Here is a 22,030-nt window from a genome sequence, read left to right on the forward strand (position 1 = left end):
AGCTGAGGAGGGGGAACGCCCGTGGCGACGGTGACCGGGCGTGGACCTTCAAGTATGGTTTCCGCATCGCACACGCGCTATCTTCGCGCGTAGAGCCCGGCCGGCGTCGGCAGTGCCCCCACCACGACCCCGGAGCCTCCCGCGCACCGTACGCTTGGCCCCATGCCCAAGACGCCGCTGCACCCCTCGCCCCCTCCGCTGGAGGCCAATGACGTCGCCATCGTCGGCGGCGGCACGGTGCTGTGGTTCGTCGCCTTCCTCGCCCTGCTCCCCTTCCAGGGCACCCTCTCCGACCACGGCCACGGCACCTGGCCCTGGATCTGCCTCTCCGGCGGCCTGCTCGGCCTGATCGGCCTCTGGTACTGCCGCGCCCGGCGGGACGCGATCGCCCGCAGCCGCGCCGCCGAGGCGGCCGCGCGGGAGGCGGAGAACGACGGCGCGGACAACGGCGCGGGCCCGGCCACCCAGTCGGACTGAATGGTCCTTTAGTAGCACGCATCGGACAAAAGGCACCCGTAGAGTCGGTGCCATGACGCAGCCTGCCCAGCCCGCGGAAGAGCAGCCGAGCGACGCGGCCCGCCCCGACGGAGCGCACCCGCTCGGACTGCTGCCCGGCCGGCGCGGCGGCCTGACCGCCGCCGAGGTGGCCGAACGCGTCGCGAACGGGCAGGTCAACGACGTCCCGGTGCGCTCCAGCCGGTCCGCCAAGGAGATCGTCCGGGCCAACGTCTTCACCCGGTTCAACGCCATCATCGGCATCATGTTCGGGATCATCCTGATCGTCGGCCCCCTCCAGGACGGCCTGTTCGGCCTGGTCATCGTGGCCAACACGGCGATCGGCATCCTCCAGGAGCTGCGCGCCAAGAAGACCCTGGACAGCCTGGCACTGATCGGCGAGGCCCGTCCGCAGGTCCGCCGGGACGGCAGCGTCCAGCAGATCACCGTCTCCGGGATCGTCCTCGACGACACCGTGCTGCTCGGCATCGGCGACAAGGTGATCGTGGACGGCGAGGTCACCGAGGCGGACGGCCTGGAGATCGACGAGTCGCTGCTCACCGGCGAGCCCGACCCCGTCCTCAAGCAGCCCGGCGACCAGGTGATGTCCGGCAGTTTCGTGGTGGCCGGCGCGGGCGCCTTCACCGCCACCAGGGTCGGCCGCGAGGCCTACGCGGCCCAGCTGGCCGAGGAGGCCAGCAAGTTCACCCTGGTGAAGTCGGAGCTGCGCAGCGGCATCAACAGCATCCTGCGGTTCATCACCTACCTGCTGATCCCCACCGCCCTCGGTCTGATCGTCAGCCAGCTGGCCGTCGAGGGCCGCGACTGGCGCGAGGCCGTGCGCCGGATGGTCGCCGGCATCGTGCCGATGGTCCCCGAGGGCCTGGTGCTGCTGACCTCGGTCGCCTTCGCGATCGGCGTGATCCGGCTGGGCCGCAGGCAGTGCCTGGTCCAGGAGCTCCCGGCGATCGAGGGCCTGGCCCGGGTGGACACCGTCTGCCTGGACAAGACCGGCACCCTCACCGAGGGCGGCATGGACGTGATCGACCTGCGGATGATCTCCGACGACGAGCCCGCCCCGGTCGACAAGGACACCATCCAGCAGGCGCTCGCCGTGATGGCCGGCGCCGACGCCCGCCCCAACCCGTCCATGCAGGCCGTGATCGACGCCTACGGGCGCGGCGAGGGCGCGGGCCCGGGCGGCAACGGCTGGCGGGTGATCGAGGCGATGCCCTTCTCCTCCGCCCGCAAGTGGAGCGGCGTGCAGCTGCTGGAGCCCCAGGGCGGTGAGGCCAGCTGGCTGCTCGGCGCCCCGGACGTGCTGCTGCCCGCCGGGCACCCGGCGCTCGCCGAGGTGGACGAGCTGGGCACCCGGGGCCTGCGGGTGCTGCTGCTCGGCCGCACGCCCGTCCCGCTGGACTCCCCCGACCCGGCTTCCGGCCTCGTCCCGCTGGCCCTGGTGGTGCTGCAGCAGCGGCTGCGCTCGGACGCCGCCGAGACCCTGCGCTACTTCGAGGGGCAGGACGTCCGGGCCAAGGTGATCTCCGGCGACGCGGCCGTCTCGGTCGGCGCGGTCGCCGGGCACCTCGGGCTGCCCGGCGCGGACCACCCGCTGGACGCCCGCACCCTGCCCGAGGACCCGCAGCGGCTCGCCGAGACCGCCGACCGGACCAGCGTCTTCGGCCGGGTCACCCCGCAGCAGAAGCGCCTGCTGGTCGGCGCGCTGCAGTCGCGCGGCCACACCGTGGCGATGACCGGCGACGGCGTCAACGACGTGCTCGCGCTCAAGGACGCCGACATCGGCGTGGCGATGGGCACCGGTTCGGACGCCACCAAGGCCGTCGCCCAGATCGTGCTGCTCAACGACTCCTTCGCGACCCTGCCCTCGGTGGTCGCCGAGGGCCGCCGGGTGATCGGCAACATCGAGCGGGTGGCCGGACTGTTCCTGGTCAAGACGGTGTACTCGGTCCTGCTGGCGCTGCTGGTGATCTTCACCCACTCGCCGTACCCGTTCCTGCCCCGGCACTCCACCGTGCTGTCCACCCTCACCATCGGCGTGCCGGCCTTCTTCCTCGCCCTCGCCCCCAACAACGAGCGCGCCCGCACCGGCTTCGTGAAGCGGGTGCTGCGGCTGGCGGTCCCCGGTGGCGCCATCGCCGGCACCGGCACCTTCGTCGCCTACTCGCTCGCCCGGGCCGACCACGCGACCGACCTCAAGGCCGACACCAGCGTGGCCACCCTGACGCTGTTCCTGATCGCCATCTGGGTGCTCGCCCTCGTCGCCCGCCCGTACAACTGGTGGCGGCTGCTGCTGATCGGCACCATGGGCCTCGCCTTCGCGCTGGTGCTGCTGATCCCCCCGCTGTCCGACTTCTTCCAGCTCCGCCTGGTCGGCCTGCGCGATCCCTGGATCGGCGTCGGCATCGCCGTGATCTGCAGCATCGCCCTGGAACTCGCCTGGCGCTGGATGAAGCGCCGCGGACTGGAATGACGCCCCCCAGGGCCTGTCCGGCCCCATGGCGTGTCTGACGATTCTCGCCGCGCGCTGATCCGACGCGAATCGTCAGACACGCCCTAGCATCTCCCCGAGAGGGGGTGCCGAATGGCGCGCAAGGGTGGGGAACTGGAGGCGTTCATCGCCTTCCTGGGCGGACTGCTGGCGGCCGGACTGGTGGCGCTGGCGATGGCGGGCGTCGGCCTGGCGGCCAGGCCGACACCCGCGGTGAAGACGGCGGCGCTGGTGACGCTCGGGGCGGTCTGGCTGACCGTCACCACCACCGTCTACCTGCGGCTCAAGCCCAGGAGCTGAACTCAGCCCTCGAAGTCCCGAGCTGCGGACAGCTCGTACGCCCGGTCCGGCTCGCTGAGCGCGGCCAGCACCTCGAAGCGCCGGTGCCACTGCCCGACCGACCAGGCGAGCCCGGCCGCCAGGCCCTCCGGGGTGGCCGCGTGCAGCAGCCCGGGCACCGGCGGGACCTCGAACTCGTCGTCCTCGTCGGCGGCTTCGGCCAACTCCGGGTCGTACGGCGGCTCCGGGGCGTCCGCCTCGTGGTCCCACCGCCAGTCGACCGCGGCCTCGCCGCCGTCCGGGCCGACCACCAGCAGCTCCTCGTGCTCCTCGTAGGCGACCGGGCAGCCGGGCAGCAACTCCCGCACCACGGCCGGGACGCGGTGCAGCACGCCTTCGGAGAGCACCCGTCCGCCGGCCACCTCGCTGGCCAGCGACACGTGCAGCCGCTCGGCGAGGTCCGCGGCGAGCGCCGGGGCGACCGGCAACAGCGGGTACGGGTGCAGCAGTTGGACCAAATCGGGGGCGTCCGCGACGACCGCCTCGGTGGCGTCCACCACCACCGTGTGGGCCGGGCGGCGCCCGGTGGCCGGGTCCAGCGGCGGCAACGCCCGTACCACATCCAGCGGCTCGATCCGCTCGCGCTCCACCCGGGCCAACGCGCTGTGGATCCCGTGCAGTTGACGGTGTCCGACCTCGGCGTCCGGGTCGGTGAGCCGGTCCAGCAGCTCGTCCGGCCCGTGCACCTCGGCGAGCAGCGCGGCCAGCGTGGTGCGCACCCCGAGCGCGTGCAGGAACTGCTCGTCCAGGGTGGTGCGGGCCTCGTCGTACAGGCCGCGCAGCAGCGGGTCGGCTCCGGCGGCGCGCAGCCCGGCGGGCTCGCGGCCGGCCAGCACCGGGTGGTCGCGCAGCCACCAGGCGGTGTACGGCGGCAGGTCGGCGTAGGAGCCGTCCGGCAGCAGGGTGCGCACCGGGTTGACCACGGCGTCCCGGTACGGCGGGCGGGCGAGCGCGGCGAGCGCCTCCGGCCAGGCGTCGTCGTCCACCAGGTCGAGGTCCCGCACGGCCAGCAGTTCGGCGGCCACCGGCGGCACGCCGACCACATCGTCGGCGTGCAGCGCCTCCAGGGCGTCCTCGGCCCACTCGGCGAGCCCGTCCGGCGCCTCGTCCAGCAGCCCGGTGGGGTGGCCGCCGGCCGCCCGGTCGGCGGGCACGGTCGGGTCGAGCCGCTCCAGGTCGTCCGGGTCGAGCACCACGTCCTCGGCGCGCACCAGCACGAAGTCGGCCAGCACGCCGACGGCGGTGAGCACCTCGGGGCCCCAGCGCTCCAGCAGCTCGTCGTCCACCCAGCCGGCGTCCTCCTCCCGGGCGAGCGCGGCGAACGGGCTGCCGGGCAGCACCAGTTCGCCCGCCCGGGCGGGCTCGCCCTCGTCGTCCAGCAGCGCCAGCCGGGCCAGCCACGGGTGCTCACCGGCGGCCGGGGCGGCGGCCTTCACCAACGCCAGCACGGCGTCGGCCAGTTCGAGCGCGGCGTCCGGGTCGTCGTCGGCCAGCTCGTAGGAGCGGGCGACCGCCGCGCGCACCTCGGGGGTGTCCAGCACCCCGGCCGGGGTGGCGGTGCCGGCGCCCAGCTTGGCCAGCAGCGGGTGGGCGGCCTCGGGGTGGGCCAGCCGCAGGTCGAGCGTGGCGAGCGCCCCGGCCAGCGACTCGGGGTAGCCCGGGAAGGCCGCCCAGTCGGCGTCCTCGGAGGGCAGCAGCACCCGCCGCGGCCCGGTGACGGTCCGCCCGTCGGCGAGCGGCACGGGCAGCGCGCCGAGCGCCTCCGGGTCGGCCGCGCCGAGCGCCGCGTACAGGTTGCGCCACCAGGCCGGCTCGCGGTCCAGCCCGCCGAGCTGGTCCACCACCTCGGCCAGCGGCACCCGACGCACGTTCAGCACCCGCAGCTCGGTGCGGCGCTCCAGACCGGCCGGCAGCAGCCCGGGGAAGATCGGCGCGAGCGCGGCCACCACCGAGCCGTCCGCGCCCTCCAGCAGTGTCGCGTCCCGGGGCCGCAGCGCGGGCGTGCCCTCCTCGACGCCGCCCGGGTGCGGCAGGAACGGCGTGCCCGGCAGCCGGGACAGCACCGCCCCGCGCAGCGCGTTGTCCAGCGCGCCCTGCCCGAGCGGCCCGGGGACGAGCCCGAGCGAGCCGAGCGAGGCACCGCGGGCGCGCAGCAGGTCGGCGTAGCTGTCGGCGGCGCGCTCGGTGAGGAAGTCGGCGAGCGCACCCGGGGCGATGTGCCGGCGGGTGGAGTCCAGCGGGTAGGAGGCGATCAGCAGCGCGGGCAGGCCGATCGGCTCGTCGCTGGGGGTCGGCGCGTGCAGCACCGGCGCGATGGCGGGCCGCTGCGGGTTGCCGTCCTCCGCCACCGGGACGGCCCAGGTCACCGTCCAGTACGGGCGGGCGCGCTCCTCGGTGGGCCGGTCGGCGAGCAGCTCGGCGTCCAGCCGGCCGGAGGCGCCGACGGTCTGCCAGACCGTCCGCCGCAGCCGCCCTTCCGCGTCGTCGGTGACGGTCACCTCGGTGACGCCGTCCGGGCGCGGCTCGGCGGCGCTGCGGGTGAGCGTCCGGGTGCCCTCCGGGGTCTCCACCACGACCTCGGCCAGGCCCGGCAGGGTGAGCAGCAGGGCGTCGTCGATCCCGGCCAGCAGACGGCGGGTCAGGTCCTCGGCGGCGGCGTCCCGCAGTGGCAGCACCACCACGGTGTCGTAGCCCTCGGGCGCCGGGCCTTCGGCCGCGAACGGCAGCCGCAGCAGCGGCACGTGGCCGTCCCGGGCCCGCAGCTCGTCGGCCAGCGCGGGCTGCGCCGCGGCGAGCGCCCGGGCCTCGCCCAGCGACCAGCGCACCCCGCCCGCGGCGCCGAGCACGGCCGGCTCGTCGGTGACGGCGAGGACGGCGGCGAAGCCGACGCCGAACCGGCCGACCGCGGGCTCCTCGCCGCGCTTGGAGGAGGCGCGCAGGGTGGACAGCGACTCGACGGCCGCCGCGTCCAGCGGGGCGCCGGTGTTGGCGGCGGCCAGCACGCCGTCGGCCAGGGTCAGCCGCAGCCGCCCGGGGCCGTGCCCGGCCCGGACCGCCGCGTCGGCCGCGTTCTGCGCCAACTCGACCACCAGACGGTCCCGGTAGCCGCCGAGCGCCAGCTCCTCCTCGGCGTTGGCGTCCTCCCGGAACCGGGCCGGCGAGGCGGCCCAGGCGTCCAGCACCCGTCGGCGCAGCGCGGCGCTCCCGAACGGGTCCGCGGGGTGCTCGTCCGCGCCGCTGCCGATGATCCGAGGTTCCACTGGACCTGCCGCCTTCCGCCGCCCTGTACGTCGTAGGGCATTCTTCCCTGCCCCACTGACTGCTCCCGACCACGCCCCGGTCCGACGGCGCCCCCACCCGTCGAATCCGCAGGCCGCGGAGCGGCGGAAGGCGCCCCGGTGGGGGCGGAAACGACCACGGCCGCCGAACGGCCCGGGCCCTGACGACGCCTGGACCACCACGGCCGCCGGGCCGGCACCCCACTGCCGGACCGACGGCCCGCCCCGCCGCCGCCCCGTGGACCCGGGGGTCCCCACGGACGGCAGGAAGGCCGGGGCCCGCGGTGGTCGGGCCCCTCGTCCGGAGGAACGCCGCGGCCCGCCCCACCGGTTCAGTGGGACGGGCCGCGAGGAGACCTCAGGAGTGGCCGAGCTCCTCCGCCGGGGCGTCCGGCTCGACCGAGCCGGAGGCGCGGTCCGGGTGGAGCTGCAGCGGCTCGACCACCAGCTCGTCCAGGATCAGCTCGGACGGCGCCGGCGGGGCCGGGATGACGGCCGCCTCGGAGTGCCCGCCGCAGCCGTACGCGAAGGAGACGATCTGGCCGTCGGCCGGACCGAACTCGTTGCCGCACACGCCGAAGGCCTGGCCGAGCGAGCCGCCGATCGGGATCAGGAAGCCGCAGCTGCTGCACGCGGCCGGCGCGGCCTGCGCCATCGGGGTCTGCGGGCCGTGCGCCTTCTCCCAGCGGTCGGCGGCCAGGTGCAGGCCGAGCCGGGAGAGCACCCGGCTGCGGCCCATGCCGAGCTCGTCGGCGACCGCGTTGATCTGGGCGCGGGCCGGCGCGGGCTGGACGTGCGGGTCGGTGACGACCACGTCCTCCTCGGCCGCGAGGGCGACCACGGAGTTCGGCGCGGGCTCGTCCTCGCCGCTCCAGCCGGGCTCCAGCCGCACGTCGTCGGCACCGGTCGGCAGCAGGTCGCCGGGGCCCATGTCGCCCGGGCGCAGCCGCTCGCTCCACGGCACCCACTCCGGCGCCAGCACCGCGTCCGGGCCGGGCAGCAGCACGACCTCGTCCAGCGTGACGTTCTTGGCGCGCGGCGCGCGGGCGACGGTGACCGCCCAGTGCCAGCCGCGGTAGGCCGCGTCCAGGCACTCGAAGCTGTGGGTGACGACGCGGTCGGCGTCCGCCTGCACACCCAGGTGCGGCCCGACCGCCTCCGCTCCGACGGCCTCCTCGGCAGCCTGGCGGGCGAGTTCGACGGCCTCGGCACAGAGCCGGTCGGGGGTACGGCTTCGCATCGCAGCACTCACGGCGTCGATTCTCTCCCAGTTCTTCTGTCGCCCACGGCGTGTTGCCTTCTCCGTCGCGGCTCGGTAGTCCCTCATCCATTCTGCGCGACCCGGGGCCGCCGCGGGTACCGGCCGCGCCGCTCGTCCGGCCTGCCGGCGCCCCTGCGCCCCGGCGGGCGGACCCTGGGGCAGGCTACCCGCCGGTCGGCGCCCCGGCACAGTCCGGGGCGGAGCCGACCCCTCCGGAGGCCGCGCCGAGCGGGTCCGAATCCCGCGTCACGGCGGCGATTCTGGGGCAGGATGGGCTTGTGGCGGACGACGACCCGTCGCAGCACGCACTGCGCGCCTCGCAGGCCGGCAGCCCCGACGAGGCGGACGCGGCGCCGCGACAGCAGCCTCCCGTCCCCGCTGCGGGCGAACCGCAGCCGGCGGACGGCGACCGGGCGTCCACCTCCCGGGTCAGCCTGGAGAAGTCCGGTCCGCCCGCCGCCGGGGCCCCGGGAACCGGCCCGCAGGACGTCCACACCCGCCACCTCCACGCGCTCGACGAGGACCTCGCCGAGGAGGCCGAGGAGTACCCCGAGCCGCGCCGCCACTTCCTGGTCCGCACCGCCTCCGCCGCCGGCCTGGGCACCGGCCGGCTGGTGCACGGCACCGGCCGCCGGATCCGCCGGGCCACCTCCGCCGAGGGCGCCGGCGAGTCCGGCCTGGCGAAGCTGATCGAACTGCACGCGCTGAACTCCTTCGGCGACATGCTGATCACCATCGCGCTGGCCTCCACCATCTTCTTCTCCGTCCCCACCGGCGAGGCCCGCGGCCGGGTCGCCCTCTACCTGCTGATCACGATGGCCCCGTTCGCCCTGCTGGCCCCGGTGATCGGCCCGCTGCTGGACCGGCTGCCGCACGGCCGTCGGGCGGCCATGGCGATGTCGATGCTGGCCCGGGCCGTGCTGGCCTGGACGATGGCCGGGGTGATCTCCGGTGGCGGCATCGCGCTCTACCCGGAGGCGCTGGGCGTGCTGGTGGCGTCCAAGGCGTACGGGGTGGTGCGCAGCGTGGTGGTGCCCCGGCTGCTGCCGAGCCGGCTGTCCCTGGTGAAGGCGAACTCCCGGGTCACCCTGGCCGGGCTGCTGGCCACCGGCGTGGCGGCCGCGGTGGGCGGGGCGCTGCACCTGATCGGGCCGGGCTGGCCGCTGCGCGGCGCCTTCCTGGTCTTCGTGGTCGGCACCCTGATGGCCTTCCACCTGCCGCACACGGTCGACTCGGCGAAGGGCGAGCAGCGGGCCGTGCTGCACGCCGAGCTGCCCGGCGAGGGCCGGGGTTCCCACCTGATCCACCACAAGCCCCCGAAGGTCAAGGCCTCGCTGCGCACCGTCGGCCCGTCGGTGGTGCTGGCCCTGCGGGCGATGGCGGGGATGCGCTGGCTGGTCGGCTTCCTGGTGTTCTTCCTGGCCTTCCTGCTGCGCACCGACCCGATCGGCGGCCTGCGGCCGACCCTGGCGCTGGGCCTGGTGGCGCTGGCGGCCGGGACGGGCAACGCGCTGGGGTCGGTGCTCGGCTCCTGGCTGCGCACCCGCGGCCCGGAGGCGACGGTCTCCGCGATGCTGCTGCTGGCGACCTGCGTGACGGCGGCGTCCGCGCTCTGGTACGGCGTGGTGACGGTGGTTCTGGTCGCCGGGGTGGCCGGGATGGCGGCCTCGCTGGGCAAGCTGGCGCTGGACGCGCTGATCCAGCGGGACGTCCCGGAGGCGGTGCGGACCTCGGCGTTCGCCCGTTCGGAGACGCTGATGCAGCTGTCCTGGGTGGTGGGCGGCGGGGTCGGCATCGTGCTGCCGCTGAACGGGGTGCTGGGCCTGTCGATCGCCGCCACGGTGGTCGGCCTGGTGCTGCTGTGGACGGTCCACTCGCTGCTGCGGCTGGGCCTGCGGCGGCACCCGGCCGCGCCCCGGGTGGCCTGACCCCGCTGACCGGGCGGCACGCGACAACACGCGGTGGCCGACCCCCGCGTAGCGTGATCGGCCGAGCCCGGTAGATTCTGACGCATGAGCCTCAATACCCGTGCCATCGCCGCCCTCGGCGCCGTCGTCGTGGTCGGCGCCGCCACGGTGGGCACCTCCGTCGCGATCGCCGCCGATCAGACCGAGCACATCAGCCACCGGGCCACCCTGACGGTCGGCACCACGTCGAAGGCGGCGGACCCGTTCTGCTGGAACAACGGCAGCCCGCTGACCGACGAGCAGCAGGACAAGTGCAAGACCGATGCCAAGCAGGCCCTGAAGGACGGCAAGCTGCCGTCCTCCGACGTGGTGCCGAGTGACCGGATCGGCGTCGGCGTCAGCCCGAACGTGGCCGAGACCGGCTGGTGGGCCTCCACGAACGGCGGCTCGTCCACCCAGGGCGGGCAGACCAGCCTGTTCTCGTACGCCCAGGGCCCGACCTTCTCCGGCCTCCAGACCGCCGGCTCGGTGCTGAACGCCAGCGGCCACACCCTGGTCACCGTGGTCGAGATCGACCGGAAGGCCGAGGCCCCGGTCGCCGTCTGGTACTTCCAGCTGAACGGCAAGAACGCCACCGACACCACCCAGGACTCCAGCAACGGCTGACGTCCCGCGATGACCGCGCACGTCGCCGACGCGCACCCCGGGCAGCCGGGCCCCGAACGGGCTCGGCTGCTCGTCGTCGTCGCGGTCCCGGCCGAGGCCGAGGCGGTGCTGCGCGGCCTGGCCGGCGAGGCCTGCGCCGTGACGCTGCCCGGCGGGGTGCTGCACCGCTGCGCCGGCGCGCCGGTGGACGTCCTGGCCGCCGGGGTCGGACCGGCCGCCGCCGCGGCCGCCGCCGCCTCCGCCCTGGCGGCCGGCTACTCGCGCGCTCGCCTCCGGGGCGCTCCTGACCCGGCGCCGACGGTCGGCGGGCACTGCGCCACCTCCTCCGTCGGCGGCTTGGCCCTTCTGCCTTCCGGCACCGGCGCGCCGCCCGGCGCGAATCCGTACGGCCTGGTCGCCTCGGCCGGGATCGCCGGCGGGTTCGCCCCGCACGCACCGGTCGGCACCACCGTGCTGGCCGACGCGATCGTCGCCGCCGACCTCGGCGCCGAGACCCCCGAGGGCTTCGCCGACGTCACCGAGCTGGGCTTCGGCACCGTCCGGCACACCCCGCCCCCGGTCGCCGTCGCGCTCGCCGCGAAGGCGCTGGCCGCACGGGAGGTCCGCGCCGTGACCGGCCCGGTGCTGACCGTCTCCACCGTCACCGGCAGCGCCGAGCGGGCCGCCGCCCTGGCCGCCCGTCACCCGGGCGCCGCGGCCGAGGCGATGGAGGGTTTCGGCGTGGCCGAGGCCGCCGTCCGGTACGGCGTGCCGGCCTTCGAGCTGCGCACCGTGTCCAACCCGGTGGGCCCGCGCGACCGGACCGCCTGGCGGATCGGCGAGGCGCTGGCCGCCCTGGAGAAGGCCTTCGCGGCCCTGCCCGTCCGAGAACTGATCGAGGAGGCCGGCCGTGGCTGAACGGCTGAGCATCGCGTACTCGCCCTGCCCGAACGACACCTTCGTGTTCCACGCCTGGGCGCATGGCGAGGTCCCCGGGGCGGACGCCCCCGAGGTGACCTTCGCCGACATCGACGTCACCAACGGCCTCGCCGAGCGCGGCGAGCTGGACGTGCTGAAGATCAGCTACGGTGCGCTGCCCTGGGTCCTGGCGGAGTACGCCCTGCTGCCGTGCGGTGGCGCGCTCGGGCGCGGCTGCGGCCCGCTGGTGCTCACCCTGCCGGGCGTCGGCTCCCCCGGGGACCTCGCCGGGAAGACGGTCGCGGTGCCGTCCGAGCGCTCCACCGCCTACCTGCTGTTCCGGCTCTGGGCGGCGCGGGCCGTGCCGGGCGGCTTCGGCGAGATCGTCGTCCTGCCGTTCCACGAGATCATGCCCGCCGTCCAGGACGGTCGGGTGGACGCCGGCCTGGTGATCCACGAGGCCCGCTTCACGTACCAGCAGTACGGCCTGCACAGCCTGGCAGACATGGGCGAGGCCTGGGAGCGGGAGACCGGCCTGCCGATCCCGCTCGGCGCGATCGTCGCCCGGCGCTCGCTGGGCGCCGAGCGGCTGCGCGAACTCGCCGCGACGATCCGCGCCTCCGTCCGGCAGGCCTGGGCGGACCCTTCGGCCAGCCGGGAGTACGTGCTGGCGCACGCCCAGGAGATGGACCCGGCCGTCGCCGACCAGCACATCGGGCTGTACGTGAACGAGTTCACCGCCGACCTCGGCGAGGAGGGCTACGAAGCCGTCCGCGCGCTGCTCACCCGGGCCGCCGCGGAGGGGCTGGTGCCCCCGCTCGACCCGGGTGCGCTCGCGTTCCCGTCGTAGGGACCGTTCAGACGGCTCAGACGTCGAACTGGTCGGCCACCGCGCGCAGCAGGCCGGCCAGCTTCTGGCCGGTCGGCTTGGCCGGGTAGCGCCCGCGCTGGAGGCCGGGCAGCACCGCGTCCAGGGTGGTGATCAGGTCCTGGACGATCGGCGCCATGTCGTCGGCGCTCCGGCGCTGGGCGGCGGCCACCGACGGCAGCGCCTCCAGCAGCTGCACGGCCATCGCCTGGTCCCCGCGGTGACCGGCGACCACGCCGAACTCGACCCGCTGGCCCGGCTTCAGCACGGTGACACCGGCGGGCAGCGCCTTGGTGTGGACGAAGACGTCGCCACCGTCGTCGCGCGACAGGAAGCCGAAGCCCTTCGTCTCGTTGAACCACTTGACCTGGCCGGTGGGCATCTCGAACAGTCCTCGAATGGGTGTGAGGGATCCCGGCCCGGGCCGGCGATCACTGGGTTGGGGTGGGAAGAAGACGACCGACCTCGACTCGACGCCCGCGGGCGCTCACGGCCGGTGCTTTGCCAGAAGCAGACTAACGGTCCGTCACTGCCTCATCCGCGTTCCGCGACGGATCCGCGTTCCGAGGCCCGTTCGGGGCGACGGGAACGCGGGGATCTGGCGGCCGCGGGCGACCCGGTACTGGCACGGCCGGGGCGCGGTTCGGCGCTGTCCATCGGCTCACACCCCCGGGTCTGAGGACACGGGACGCACCTGTAGCGCCCCTCGGCACCCCCTGCATACCCCCGCCCAGCAGGGATCAAAACGCATCGCTGCCGGGAAACTGCGCAACGTGACCGAGTCGCTCCGGTGAGCCGCTGCGGCGGGCGTTCTGCCAGACTGGACGGCGCAGACTGGGGCCCGATCGGGGCAGCCCGGCACAGCCCCGAGGAGTGAGCGGACGTGAGCAGCCAGAGCGCCGATCCCGGCGACGTGTACGTCAAGGCCGGGACGGTCGTCTTCGGCTTGGGCGCCCTCGCCACCCTGGTCACCTTCGTTCCGCTGTTCCTGCACCTGACGCCGCTGCCGACGGCCATGTACTGGCTGAGCATGCTGATGCCGGCCGGGTTCCTGTCCGCGCTGACCGGGCTGTTCCTGAACGCCCGGGCGCAGCGCGACCGGGCGCAGGCCCGGGAGTCCTAGCTAGGGCCTGCCGAGGTGCCGGTCGAGCCACTCCGGGAAGCCGGTGAGGTCGGCCAGCACCACGTCCGCCCCGGCCGCGCGCAGCTCGTCCGCGCCGTACGGGCCGGTGGCGACGGCGACCGCGACCGCCTCCGCGTGCCGGGCGCCCACGATGTCGCCGAGGTGGTCGCCGACGTAGATGCTCGCGCCGTTCGCCCGCAGCGCCTCGCCCTTGGTCTCCGCCCACAGGTCGCCGATCACGGTGTCGGCCCTCAGCCCGGCGTGCTCCAGGTGGAGCCGGGCGTTGGGCTCGTACTTGCCGGTGATCACCGCCACCCGCCCGCCGTGGGCGCGGACCGCCTCGACGGCGGCGTGCGCGCCGGGCAGCGGCACGGTCGGGGCGAAGGCGTGGTCGCGGTAGAGCTCGCGGTAGCGGTTCGCGGCCCACTCCGCCTCGTCCTCCGGGAACCAGTTGCGGATCTCGTCCAGCAGCGGCGGACCGAGCCGGGTGACCGCCAGGTCCGCGTCGATGTGGGTGCCGGTCTCGGCGGACAGCGCCCGGTAGGTGGCGTGGATGCCCGGCCTGGTGTCCAGCAGCGTCATGTCGAGGTCGAAGCCGACGGTGAGCGGGGCGGGTGAGGTCGCAGGCATGGCGCCAGGCTACCGGGGGCCACCTGTGGGCCGAGAGGGCGGCAGCCGTGTGCGCTTAACCGCATTTCACGTCTGATTTCGGACATAATCGACGCACCCCCGATGCCTCACCGCCCGAGGACCCGCCGATGCCCCGGATCGCCCGCCGTACGCTCCTCGCCGGCCTCGGCGGAGCCGCGCTCACGGCGTGCACGTCCTCGTCCGGGGGCTCCCAACCACCGACCCCGGACGGCATCGAGGCGACCGGGTCGCCCTCCCCCGCCCCGGTGCCGCCGGTGACGGTGAACGCCGCGAACGGGCCGGTGCTGGTGCCGGGCGAGCCGCAGCGGGTGGTCGTCCTGGACACCGACGTGCTGGACTCCGCGCTGACCCTGGGCATCACCCCGGTCGGCGCCGCGCTCCCGGCCGCCGACACCCGCTTCCCCGACTACTGGCCGGCCTCCCGCACCGCGGAGATCCGGCTGGTCGGCCCGGCGGGCGCGCCCGACCTCGCCGCCGTACGGGCGCTGCGGCCGGACCTCATCCTCTCCAACCAGTCTCGCGACGGAGACCGGTACGACCAGCTGCGCGGAATCGCCCCGACCGTGCTCACCCAGACCTCCGGGGCGCCGTGGAAGGTGAACTTCCAGCTGCACGCCCAGGCGTTGAGCCGGGTGGCGGCCGCGGCGGCCTTCGTCACCGCTTACCAGAAGCACGCCGGGCAGGTGGCGCAAACGCTGTCGGAGGCGAAGCTGTCCGGACGCCGGGTGAGCCTGGTGCGCTTCGTCGAGGGCGGCGGGATCCGGCTGTTCGGACGGCAGAGCTTCCCCGGGATCGTGCTCGCCGACGCCGGGGTGGCGCGGCCGGACGCGCAGAACGTCGACCAGTCGGACTTCGAGATCCCGCTGGACCAGCTCGCCAAGGCGGACGGCGACCTGCTGCTCTACGCGACGTACGGCGACCCGGCGCGGGCGGGCACCGACGCGACGCTGGCGAGCCCGGATTGGCAGGCGCTCGGGGCGGTCAAGGCGCACCGGGTGCTCGAGGTGGACGACCAGCTGTGGTTCCAGGGGATCGGGTACACGGGCGCCAACTTCATGCTGGACGAGCTGCAGCGCTTCCTCGGGGCGTAGTCGGCGCACTGACGACATGTCGACTCGCCGGGAGTTGTGCAGGGGACCGGCTATTCCGACACAATGAGCCGCCAATCACAACAATCGTCCCGGGGGACAACACCATGTCAACTGCGGCAGCACCGACCGCTCCCGCCCGCAAGGGGAAGGCCGCCGCGTTCGGCTGGCTGATCAGCATCGCGTTCAACGTGGTCGCGCCGATCATGATCTACAACCAGCTGCACGACGCCGGCTACAGCGAGACCACCGCGATCCTGGCCTCCGGCCTCGGCCCGGTGGTCGACAGCGTCATCTACCTGGCCTGGCACCGCCGGATCGACGAGTTCGCCGTCGTCTCGCTGGTCTTCGTCGGCCTGACCCTGGTCGTCGCGCTGGTCGGCCCGACCGACCCGAAGATGCTGCTGGCCAAGGACTCCTTCGTCTCCGGCCTGCTCGGCGTGCTCTACCTGGTCTCGCTGGCCGCGCCGAAGCCGATCATGTTCTACTTCGGCCGCAAGTTCGCCACCGACGGCACCCCGAAGATGATCTCCTGGTGGAACTCGATGTGGCAGTACGAGGGCTTCCGCAAGGTCCAGCGCAACCTGACCCTCGTGTGGGGCATCGCCTTCGTGCTGGAGGCCGTGCTGCGGATCGTGTTCGTCTACACCCTGTCGCACGGGACGGTGGTGACGATCAACAACATCCTGCCGTACGTGGTGATCGGCGGGCTGGTGTACTGGACGATGACCTACGCCAAGCGGGCCAGCGCCCGCGGCCGGGCCGCCGCCGAGGCGGCTGCGGCAGCTGCCGCTTGATCTATGTCGAACTCGCGTAGCGGGCCGGGGAGATGCCGACCGCTGCGGTGAAGTCGCGGGTGAGGTGGGCCTGGTCGGCGTAGCCGAGTTCCGCGGCGAGCGCGGCCAGGTCCAACTTTCCTTCTGCTGCGGCGCGTTCGGCTGCCTCGTGCAGCCGGGCGCGGCGCAGCACCCACTTCGGGGAGGCGCCGACGTACTCGGCGAACAGCCGCTGGAGGCTGCGGACGGTCACGCCCAGCTCGCGGGCCGACTCGTCCACCCGGCACAGGTCCGGGGAGCCGGTGATCCGCTCCACCATCGCGGCGACCTCCTCGGCGACCGGGTCGGGCGCGGGGAGGCGGGGGCGGAGGAAGTCGTCGACGAGTTCGGCGTCCGGGGCGTCGAGGATCCGGGCGTTGATCCGGTCCGTCTCCGGGCCGAAGTACTCGGCGGCGGGGACGGTCCGGTCGGCGAGGTCGCTCACCGGGTGCCCGGCGAGGGGCCGGAAGGCGCCGGGGCGGAACTTCACCCCCAGCACGTGCCCGGCCCCCTCCAGCCGGCGGACGAACAGCGAGCGGTCCACCCCGTAGACGAGGGCCCTGGGGGCCTCGAAGACGAGGTGGACGTTGGGGTGGGCGAGCACCTTCTGCTCGTACGGCGGGTGGCCGGTCAGGTCCCAGCGGACCAGCCAGTAGAACTCCACGAACCGCGCCACGGCGGCCGCGGGCGCCAACCGCTCCACGCTGATCAGCTCGGCTGCCCTGGCGGGATGCAGCACACCTCTGCCGAGGTCGGGTTCGGGAGCATCCACGATGGCCAGGCTAGTCGTCGCGTTTCTTCAAGACCGGGCAGCGCCGCCCGGCGCAGGCTTGGCGGCATGAACGCTCACCCGATGCACCCGTTCCTCGTCCGCGCCGCCGCTGCCGCGTCCGGCGTCGCCGCCGCCGTCCCGGCCGACCAGCCGCTGGACGCGCCGACGCCCTGCGGGGAGTTCGACGTGCGGGCGCTGATCAACCACTGGGTGCTCTACACCTCGCACGGCCTGGAGCACCGGGCCCGGCGCACCGAGCTGCCGGAGGAGCTGAGCTCCCGCGAGTTCACGGCCGATGCCGACTGGCGCGCCGCGTACGCCGCGCAGTTGGAGCGGGCGGTGGCGGCCTGGGGCGAGCCGACCGCCTGGGAGGGGGACGTCGACCTCGGCGGGTCGCCCGTTCCGGCGGTGGGGATCGCCCGGATGCTGATCCTGGAGTTGGTGCTGCACGGCTGGGACGTCGCGCGGGCGGTCGGCGAACAGATCGCGGTCGACGAGGAACTCGCCCTGCTGGTCGGGGAGATCGTCGAGGAGAACGCCGAACTGTACCGGCAGTACGCGGGGTTCGCGGAGGCGGTGGCCGTGCCGGACGACGCCTCCGCGTGGGAGCGCGCGCTGGCGGCGTCCGGACGCGATCCGCGGTGGAAGGCCTGACCGGACTGGCCTCAGCCCATCAACTCCGGCGCGAAGTAGTCGCGCAGCCGAGCGATCTTCCCGTCGCGGATGCGGAAAATCTGCACCAGAGACACCACCACGTCGTCTCCGTCTCCGGCTCCGTCGAAGACCGTGTCGATCTCGGCGATGAACACGTCCGGGTCGGAGGTGGTGTGCAGGACGTAGCCGGACTTCTCCAGGTTGGGCGAACGCGCGCCCTTCACCGGGTGCTGCGCGTAGTACGCCGCCATGGCGCTGCGGATCTCCTCGCGGCCCACCAGCCTCCTGGGGAAGGCGGCACCGGCGGACATCAGCGGTGCCTCGAAGACACCGTCCTCGGTGAAGCACTCGGCGAGGGCGTCGGCGTTCCGGGTCAGGGCGCCGGCGTGGACGTAACTCTGGAAGATCTCCTGCGGTGTTCGGGACACGGTGGCCTCCCTGGGCTCGACACTGAGGGCCACCCCATCACACATGCCGATCAGACGGGACACATGGCCGCGGTGAGTTTGGCGCGGAGGAGGCGGACCGCCGGGGACTGCTGGTCGCGGCGGGCGACCAGCCCGAGACGGGCGTTCGTGGCGGCGTCGGCGAACGGGACGGCCCGCAGGCCGGCGCCCTGTGCGGAGGAGGTGCTGAGGACGGCGACGCCCGCGCCGCGCTCGGCGAGGCGGAGCAGGGCGACCGGGGAGCTGGCGTCGATGTCCACCCGGGCGTCGAGGCCGAGCTGGGCGCAGGAGCGCTCGTAGGCGGCGCGGATGCCGGTGCCCGCAGACAGGCAGAGGACCTTCTCCCCGCCCAGGTCGGCGAGTTGGAGGGTGTCCCGGTCGAGCGGGTGACCGGCCGGGATGACGGCGGCGATCGGCTCGTCCACGACGACGTCGGCCTCCAGGCCCGGTTCGGTCTCGCCCGCGTAGCCGATCAGGGCCAGGTCGAGGGCGCCGGAGAGGACCTGCGCCTGGAGGAGGTCCGAGTGCCCCTCGTGCAGGCTCAGTTCGATGCCGGGATGGGTGCGACCGAGGTCCGCCACGGTGTCCAGGAACGGCGGGATCGAGCAGCCCGTGATCATGCCCAGCCGCACCCGGCCGCGCACCGCGTCGGCGAACTCGGCGGCGGTGTGCTGGATGGCTTCCAGGGTGGCGAGCGCGCTCTTGGCCAGCGGGAGGACAGCCTCGCCGGCCGGGGTGAGCCGGACCCGGCGGCCGGAACGTTCCAGCAGCTGCTGGCCCAACTCCCGCTCCAGCTTGGCCACCTGGGTGCTGATGCCGGACTGACTGACGTGCAGGCGGTTGGCGGCGGCCGTGAAGGACCCCTCGTCGACCACGGCGACGAAGTAGCGCAGCTGGTGCATCTCCTTGACTTCCTCCCCCTCCTGAAGGGAGGGGGGTTCCCCTCAGCCTCGCGGCTGAGCCGCTGCGCGTGAGCGCGGCGGTGGGACGACTTCCTGCTTCACCGACGACCGCCCGCCCGGAGTGCTCCGTTGAGGTCTTACACCGTCTCCACAGGCTGCAACCGCCAGCCCGGCGGCCAGGATGTTCTTCGCCGCGTTGACGTCCCGGTCGTGGGTCGTTCCGCAGTCGCACGTCCACTCGCGGACGTTGAGCGGCATCCTGCCTCGCAGGGTGCCGCAGGTCGAGCACAGCTTGGACGAGGGGAACCACCGGTCAACGGTGATCACCTCACGCCCGTACCAGTCGGCCTTGTACTCCAGCATGGACCGCAGCTCGGTCCAGCTCGCGTCCGAGACCGCTCGGGCGAGTGTCCGGTTCTTGAGAATGTTCCGGACGGTCAGGTCCTCGATCACGATCGTTTGGTTCTCACGAACGAGTCGAGTGGTGAGCTTGTGCAGGAAGTCCCTGCGCCGGTCGGCGATCCGGGCATACGCCCGGCCGACCTTGATGCGAGCCTTCGCCCGGTTCGCACCGTCGCCCTTGGCCTTGCGGGCAAGGTCTCGCTGGGCCTTGGCGAGGCGTTCGCGGTCCTTGCGCTCATGCCTCGGGTTGGTGATCTTCTCTCCGGTGGAGAGCGTCACCAGGCTGGTGATTCCGGCGTCGATGCCCACGGCCGCGTTGACCGGTGCGGGCATGGCCGGCCGGTCGTCGCACAGCATGGAGACGAACCAGCGTCCGGCCGCGTCCTGCGACACCGTCACCGTGGACGGCGAAGCCCCCTCGGGGAGCGGACGCGACCAGACGATGGCCAGCGGTTCCGTCATCTTGGCCAGAGTCAGCCGGCCGTCCCGGTACCGGAAACCGCTGGTGGTGTACTCGGCGGACTTCCGGGACTTCTTCCGGGACTTGAACGTCGGGTACTTCGCCCGCCTGGCCCAGAAGTTGGCGAACGCGCCCTGCAGGTGCCGCAGCGCCTGCTGCAACGGGACCGACGACACCTCGGACAGGTAGGCCAGTTCCTCGGTCTTCTTCCACACCGTCAGCATCGCGGATGTGGCGTTGTAGTTCACCCGCTCCTGGCGCAGCGTCCACGCCTCGGTACGGGCCTGCAACGCCAGGTTGTAGACCTTGCGCACGCACCCGAACGTGCGCCACAGCTCAGCCGCCTGCGCATCGGTCGGGTGGAAGCGGTACTTGAACGCCCGCTTCACATGGCCACCAGTCATGCTCACAACCTAATGTGACAACAGGTTAGAGATCAAACCCGCGGGTCAGAGCACTACGGTCCGCCTTTGCAGCGAATCGCAGCCCCTGTCCTGCTCCGCAGGAGTTTCGTTTCCTCCCCCGGCTGAAGCCGGGGGTATCCACGAAAGGAATCCGATGACCGGTGACGATATGCGACGGGCGTGCCGGCCGCCCGGCGGATGCGGCGGACGGCCGGGCCGGCCAGGTCGTCACCGTCCGTGACAGCGATGGCCAAGCGAGGGGGTCACCGGCGATGGTCCTCGCCTCGGATCCCCTTGCCTGCATCGGCTGTTTCACCCCGGCGGGCAGGTCGGCGGTCAGCCCGCGGCAGCGGTTCGCAGATCCTCTGCGGTCAGCAGCGACAACAGACTGATGCCCTCCGCCGCGAGGGCATCGGCACCGCCTTGCTCACGGTCGATCACGCACCGGGCCTCGTTCACGACGGCCCCGGGGCCGCGCAGGTCGGCGGTCGACAGCACGATCTGTCCGCCGCTGGTGAGCACGTCCTTGACCACCAGCACACGGCGGCCGACCACATCGGCGCCTTCGGCCAGGCGGCAAGTGCCATACGGCTTGGCCTGCTTGCCCACGAATGCGCACGGCAGGCCGGTGTGCCGGCCGAGCGCGGTGACCACGGGAATGCCGCCCATCTCCAGGCCGGCCAGGACCTCGGCCCCGGACGGCACGAGCGGGGCCATCCGCTGGGCGACCTTGAGCTGACATTCCCTCAGCGCCACTACCATCACCAATGGTGATATCAGGCATCAGATCTATATGTTAGACGGATAGGTTGGCCCGGGCGGAGGATTGAGGCATGACGACGACGAAGACTGCGCGTGAGCTTGCCGAGACCTACTTCACCGCCTGGGAGGCGGGCGACTTCGAGACCGTCCGGGGCCTGCTGGCCGAGGACGTCGACTTCGTCGGGGCACTGGGCACGGCGTCCGGGATCGAGGAGGCGCTGGGCGGGCTGAGGGGCCTCGGCCAGGTGCTGGAGAAGATCGACGTGAAGGCGCGGGTCGCGGACGGCGACGAGGTGATCACCTGGTTCGAGCTGTGCACCACGGTTGCGCCGCCGGCGCCGACGGCGAACTGGATGCACGTGGAGAACGGGAGGATCGCTCGGATCCGGGTGACCTTCGACCCGCGCGGGCTGCTGGCGGGGTTCGAGAAGAAGAGCTGAGGCGAGGGGCTGGGCGGGGCGGGGCGGGCCGAACAGCGGGGGCAGGGGGCCGTGATCGCCGGGGGGCGGTGACGGCCCTCTTCCGGCTGTTCGCGCTCAGGCGTCCTCGTCTGGCGGGGTCGCCTTGAGGGCGGTGATGACGCCCAGGGCGACCGTGGCGATCGCGAGGGCGAGGAGGACGGCGAAGGCCGCCCCGATCAGGAATCGCACGGGTGCTCGCGCTCGGCGTCGAGGAGCAGCACAAGGAGGTTCAGGAGGGTCGAGGTGGGCGCCGTGTTGAAGCGGACGAGGACCCGGCCGTCGAGGGTGTGGTCGAGGTCGGCGGAGGGCCAGATGAGGCCGAACTTCTTGCCGCGCTCCTGGAGTTCGGCGAGGAGCGTGCGGATGTGGTCGTCGGTGTAGGCGCGGATCCGGGGGTCGGTGGGCTTCATGGGGAAGCGGCGCTTCACTCGGCACCGCCCAGGTCGCACTCGAACCAGATGGTCTTGCCGCGCTTCTGCGGGTCGATGCCCCAGCGGTCGGTGAGGCCCTCGACGAGCTGGAGGCCCCGGCCGGACTCGGCGAGGAGGTCGAGGGGCTGCATGTCGGGCAGCACCGGGCTCTCGTCCGAGACGGCGACCCGGAGGGTGTTGGCGGTGAGGGAGAGGATCTGGACGACCGGCGCGGGGGTGTTCGCGTGGCTCCAGGCGTTCACGATCAGCTCGCCGAGGGCGAGTTCGGCGTCGAAGGTGTCCGAGGGCGGCCAGCCGAGGCGGGTCATGGCGTCCTGGAGGGACTGCTTGGCGAGGGTGAGCGAGGGCGTGTTGAGGTGACGCATGGGAGTTCTCCCGGCGTGGTTGAGGAGGAGGATCCGGCGGACATGGGTCGCCGTGAGCCAAGCCAGGCAAATGG

23 protein-coding genes are annotated in these 22,030 nt (G+C 73.6%); 12 read left to right on the forward strand and 11 right to left on the reverse strand.

Annotated features, from left to right (window positions below; all coding sequences use genetic code 11):
* The first annotated feature begins 162 nt into the window (after nt 1-162).
* The 3 genes from O1G21_RS17465 to O1G21_RS17475 all read left to right on the forward strand — a co-directional run bounded on the left by O1G21_RS17465 (nt 163) and on the right by O1G21_RS17475 (nt 3,304).
* Nucleotides 163-477, forward strand: coding sequence for a DUF2530 domain-containing protein (locus O1G21_RS17465; protein ID WP_270144889.1), 315 nt, complete (start codon nt 163-165; stop codon nt 475-477).
* A 52-nt stretch (nt 478-529) separates the two neighbouring features.
* Nucleotides 530-2,986 carry an HAD-IC family P-type ATPase gene (locus tag O1G21_RS17470; protein ID WP_270144891.1) on the forward strand — a complete coding sequence of 819 codons (2,457 nt, stop codon included), beginning with the start codon at nt 530-532 and terminating at the stop codon, nt 2,984-2,986.
* Nucleotides 2,987-3,097: 111 nt separating this feature from the next.
* On the forward strand, nt 3,098-3,304 hold the full coding sequence (locus O1G21_RS17475; protein WP_270144893.1) for a hypothetical protein: 207 nt from the start codon (nt 3,098-3,100) through the stop codon (nt 3,302-3,304).
* 2 nt (nt 3,305-3,306) lie between these two features.
* Here the strand turns inward: O1G21_RS17475 and O1G21_RS17480 are convergent, their stop codons facing one another.
* On the reverse strand, nt 3,307-6,603 hold the full coding sequence (locus tag O1G21_RS17480) for a sacsin N-terminal ATP-binding-like domain-containing protein (protein WP_270144895.1): 3,297 nt from the start codon (nt 6,601-6,603) through the stop codon (nt 3,307-3,309).
* 376 nt (nt 6,604-6,979) lie between these two features.
* Entirely contained in the window at nt 6,980-7,861 is an 882-nt protein-coding gene (locus O1G21_RS17485) for a DUF3027 domain-containing protein (protein WP_270151075.1), read from the reverse strand.
* 590 nt (nt 7,862-8,451) lie between these two features.
* Here O1G21_RS17485 and O1G21_RS17490 point away from each other — a divergent pair.
* The 4 genes from O1G21_RS17490 to O1G21_RS17505 all read left to right on the forward strand — a co-directional run bounded on the left by O1G21_RS17490 (nt 8,452) and on the right by O1G21_RS17505 (nt 12,202).
* The gene (locus tag O1G21_RS17490; protein WP_405000815.1) at nt 8,452-9,810 is read left to right on the forward strand and encodes an MFS transporter; all 1,359 of its coding nucleotides are present in this window, start codon (nt 8,452-8,454) and stop codon (nt 9,808-9,810) included.
* Nucleotides 9,811-9,894: 84 nt separating this feature from the next.
* Entirely contained in the window at nt 9,895-10,455 is a 561-nt protein-coding gene (locus O1G21_RS17495) for a hypothetical protein (protein ID WP_270144897.1), read from the forward strand.
* A gap of 9 nt (nt 10,456-10,464) precedes the next feature.
* Nucleotides 10,465-11,352 carry a futalosine hydrolase gene (locus O1G21_RS17500; RefSeq protein WP_270144898.1) on the forward strand — a complete coding sequence of 296 codons (888 nt, stop codon included), beginning with the start codon at nt 10,465-10,467 and terminating at the stop codon, nt 11,350-11,352.
* Nucleotides 11,345-12,202 carry a 1,4-dihydroxy-6-naphthoate synthase gene (locus O1G21_RS17505; protein WP_270144899.1) on the forward strand — a complete coding sequence of 286 codons (858 nt, stop codon included), beginning with the start codon at nt 11,345-11,347 and terminating at the stop codon, nt 12,200-12,202. The genes O1G21_RS17500 and O1G21_RS17505 overlap by 8 nt, the downstream gene beginning before the upstream one ends.
* A gap of 16 nt (nt 12,203-12,218) precedes the next feature.
* Here O1G21_RS17505 and O1G21_RS17510 read toward each other — a convergent pair whose 3' ends face one another.
* Complete coding sequence (locus tag O1G21_RS17510; RefSeq protein ID WP_270144901.1) at nt 12,219-12,602, reverse strand: cold-shock protein; 384 nt, start codon at nt 12,600-12,602, stop codon at nt 12,219-12,221.
* Between the two features lie 501 nt (nt 12,603-13,103).
* Between O1G21_RS17510 and O1G21_RS17515 the strand changes: the two genes are divergently transcribed.
* Nucleotides 13,104-13,343, forward strand: a complete 240-nt coding sequence (locus tag O1G21_RS17515) for a hypothetical protein (RefSeq protein ID WP_270144903.1) — start codon at nt 13,104-13,106, stop codon at nt 13,341-13,343.
* On the opposite strand, the gene O1G21_RS17520 is transcribed toward O1G21_RS17515, so the two are convergent.
* Nucleotides 13,344-13,973 carry an HAD family hydrolase gene (locus tag O1G21_RS17520; protein ID WP_270144905.1) on the reverse strand — a complete coding sequence of 210 codons (630 nt, stop codon included), beginning with the start codon at nt 13,971-13,973 and terminating at the stop codon, nt 13,344-13,346.
* A 128-nt stretch (nt 13,974-14,101) separates the two neighbouring features.
* Here O1G21_RS17520 and O1G21_RS17525 point away from each other — a divergent pair, with 128 nt between their 5' ends.
* Nucleotides 14,102-15,085 (forward strand): ABC transporter substrate-binding protein, encoded by a 984-nt coding sequence (locus tag O1G21_RS17525; protein ID WP_270144907.1) that lies wholly within the window; start codon nt 14,102-14,104, stop codon nt 15,083-15,085.
* A gap of 104 nt (nt 15,086-15,189) precedes the next feature.
* Nucleotides 15,190-15,879 (forward strand): VC0807 family protein, encoded by a 690-nt coding sequence (locus tag O1G21_RS17530; RefSeq protein ID WP_270144908.1) that lies wholly within the window; start codon nt 15,190-15,192, stop codon nt 15,877-15,879.
* Nucleotide 15,880: 1 nt separating this feature from the next.
* Here the strand turns inward: O1G21_RS17530 and O1G21_RS17535 are convergent, their stop codons facing one another.
* Nucleotides 15,881-16,669: an AraC family transcriptional regulator gene (locus tag O1G21_RS17535; protein WP_270144910.1), complete on the reverse strand. Its 789-nt coding sequence runs from the start codon at nt 16,667-16,669 to the stop codon at nt 15,881-15,883.
* Between the two features lie 66 nt (nt 16,670-16,735).
* Between O1G21_RS17535 and O1G21_RS17540 the strand changes: the two genes are divergently transcribed.
* Entirely contained in the window at nt 16,736-17,323 is a 588-nt protein-coding gene (locus O1G21_RS17540; RefSeq protein WP_270144913.1) for a TIGR03086 family metal-binding protein, read from the forward strand.
* An 11-nt stretch (nt 17,324-17,334) separates the two neighbouring features.
* Here O1G21_RS17540 and O1G21_RS17545 read toward each other — a convergent pair whose 3' ends face one another.
* The 4 genes from O1G21_RS17545 to O1G21_RS17560 form a co-directional block, all read right to left on the reverse strand.
* Entirely contained in the window at nt 17,335-17,751 is a 417-nt protein-coding gene (locus O1G21_RS17545; RefSeq protein WP_270144914.1) for a nuclear transport factor 2 family protein, read from the reverse strand.
* A gap of 50 nt (nt 17,752-17,801) precedes the next feature.
* Nucleotides 17,802-18,671: a LysR family transcriptional regulator gene (locus O1G21_RS17550; RefSeq protein WP_270144915.1), complete on the reverse strand. Its 870-nt coding sequence runs from the start codon at nt 18,669-18,671 to the stop codon at nt 17,802-17,804.
* 42 nt (nt 18,672-18,713) lie between these two features.
* Nucleotides 18,714-19,937, reverse strand: a complete 1,224-nt coding sequence (locus O1G21_RS17555) for an RNA-guided endonuclease InsQ/TnpB family protein (protein ID WP_270144917.1) — start codon at nt 19,935-19,937, stop codon at nt 18,714-18,716.
* 336 nt (nt 19,938-20,273) lie between these two features.
* A complete protein-coding gene (locus tag O1G21_RS17560; RefSeq protein ID WP_270144919.1) occupies nt 20,274-20,699 on the reverse strand; it encodes an orotate phosphoribosyltransferase in 426 nt (141 codons plus the stop codon).
* 71 nt (nt 20,700-20,770) lie between these two features.
* On the opposite strand from O1G21_RS17560, the gene O1G21_RS17565 reads away from it, so the two are divergent.
* Nucleotides 20,771-21,139, forward strand: a complete 369-nt coding sequence (locus O1G21_RS17565; protein WP_270144920.1) for a nuclear transport factor 2 family protein — start codon at nt 20,771-20,773, stop codon at nt 21,137-21,139.
* A 197-nt stretch (nt 21,140-21,336) separates the two neighbouring features.
* Here O1G21_RS17565 and O1G21_RS17570 read toward each other — a convergent pair whose 3' ends face one another.
* Nucleotides 21,337-21,570, reverse strand: coding sequence for a hypothetical protein (locus tag O1G21_RS17570; RefSeq protein ID WP_270144922.1), 234 nt, complete (start codon nt 21,568-21,570; stop codon nt 21,337-21,339).
* A 14-nt stretch (nt 21,571-21,584) separates the two neighbouring features.
* On the reverse strand, nt 21,585-21,956 hold the full coding sequence (locus O1G21_RS17575) for an ATP-binding protein (protein ID WP_270144923.1): 372 nt from the start codon (nt 21,954-21,956) through the stop codon (nt 21,585-21,587).
* Nucleotides 21,957-22,030: the final 74 nt, after the last annotated feature.

This window comes from Kitasatospora cathayae (assembly GCF_027627435.1).
In the GTDB taxonomy this organism is placed as follows: domain Bacteria; phylum Actinomycetota; class Actinomycetes; order Streptomycetales; family Streptomycetaceae; genus Kitasatospora; species Kitasatospora cathayae.

Excerpts from the sequence above, each read along its gene's own strand:
- O1G21_RS17465 (WP_270144889.1), top strand. The coding sequence starts at position 163 with ATGCCCAAGACGCCGCTGCACCCCTCGCCCCCTCCGCTGGAGGCCAAT.
- O1G21_RS17470 (WP_270144891.1), top strand. The coding sequence starts at position 530 with ATGACGCAGCCTGCCCAGCCCGCGGAAGAGCAGCCGAGCGACGCGGCC.
- O1G21_RS17475 (WP_270144893.1), top strand. The coding sequence starts at position 3,098 with ATGGCGCGCAAGGGTGGGGAACTGGAGGCGTTCATCGCCTTCCTGGGC.
- O1G21_RS17485 (WP_270151075.1), bottom strand. The coding sequence starts at position 7,861 with ATGCGAAGCCGTACCCCCGACCGGCTCTGTGCCGAGGCCGTCGAACTC.
- O1G21_RS17495 (WP_270144897.1), top strand. The coding sequence starts at position 9,895 with ATGAGCCTCAATACCCGTGCCATCGCCGCCCTCGGCGCCGTCGTCGTG.
- O1G21_RS17500 (WP_270144898.1), top strand. The coding sequence starts at position 10,465 with ATGACCGCGCACGTCGCCGACGCGCACCCCGGGCAGCCGGGCCCCGAA.
- O1G21_RS17510 (WP_270144901.1), bottom strand. The coding sequence starts at position 12,602 with ATGCCCACCGGCCAGGTCAAGTGGTTCAACGAGACGAAGGGCTTCGGC.
- O1G21_RS17520 (WP_270144905.1), bottom strand. The coding sequence starts at position 13,973 with ATGCCTGCGACCTCACCCGCCCCGCTCACCGTCGGCTTCGACCTCGAC.
- O1G21_RS17525 (WP_270144907.1), top strand. The coding sequence starts at position 14,102 with ATGCCCCGGATCGCCCGCCGTACGCTCCTCGCCGGCCTCGGCGGAGCC.
- O1G21_RS17530 (WP_270144908.1), top strand. The coding sequence starts at position 15,190 with ATGTCAACTGCGGCAGCACCGACCGCTCCCGCCCGCAAGGGGAAGGCC.
- O1G21_RS17540 (WP_270144913.1), top strand. The coding sequence starts at position 16,736 with ATGAACGCTCACCCGATGCACCCGTTCCTCGTCCGCGCCGCCGCTGCC.
- O1G21_RS17550 (WP_270144915.1), bottom strand. The coding sequence starts at position 18,671 with ATGCACCAGCTGCGCTACTTCGTCGCCGTGGTCGACGAGGGGTCCTTC.
- O1G21_RS17555 (WP_270144917.1), bottom strand. The coding sequence starts at position 19,937 with ATGACTGGTGGCCATGTGAAGCGGGCGTTCAAGTACCGCTTCCACCCG.
- O1G21_RS17560 (WP_270144919.1), bottom strand. The coding sequence starts at position 20,699 with ATGGTAGTGGCGCTGAGGGAATGTCAGCTCAAGGTCGCCCAGCGGATG.
- O1G21_RS17565 (WP_270144920.1), top strand. The coding sequence starts at position 20,771 with ATGACGACGACGAAGACTGCGCGTGAGCTTGCCGAGACCTACTTCACC.
- O1G21_RS17570 (WP_270144922.1), bottom strand. The coding sequence starts at position 21,570 with ATGAAGCCCACCGACCCCCGGATCCGCGCCTACACCGACGACCACATC.
- O1G21_RS17575 (WP_270144923.1), bottom strand. The coding sequence starts at position 21,956 with ATGCGTCACCTCAACACGCCCTCGCTCACCCTCGCCAAGCAGTCCCTC.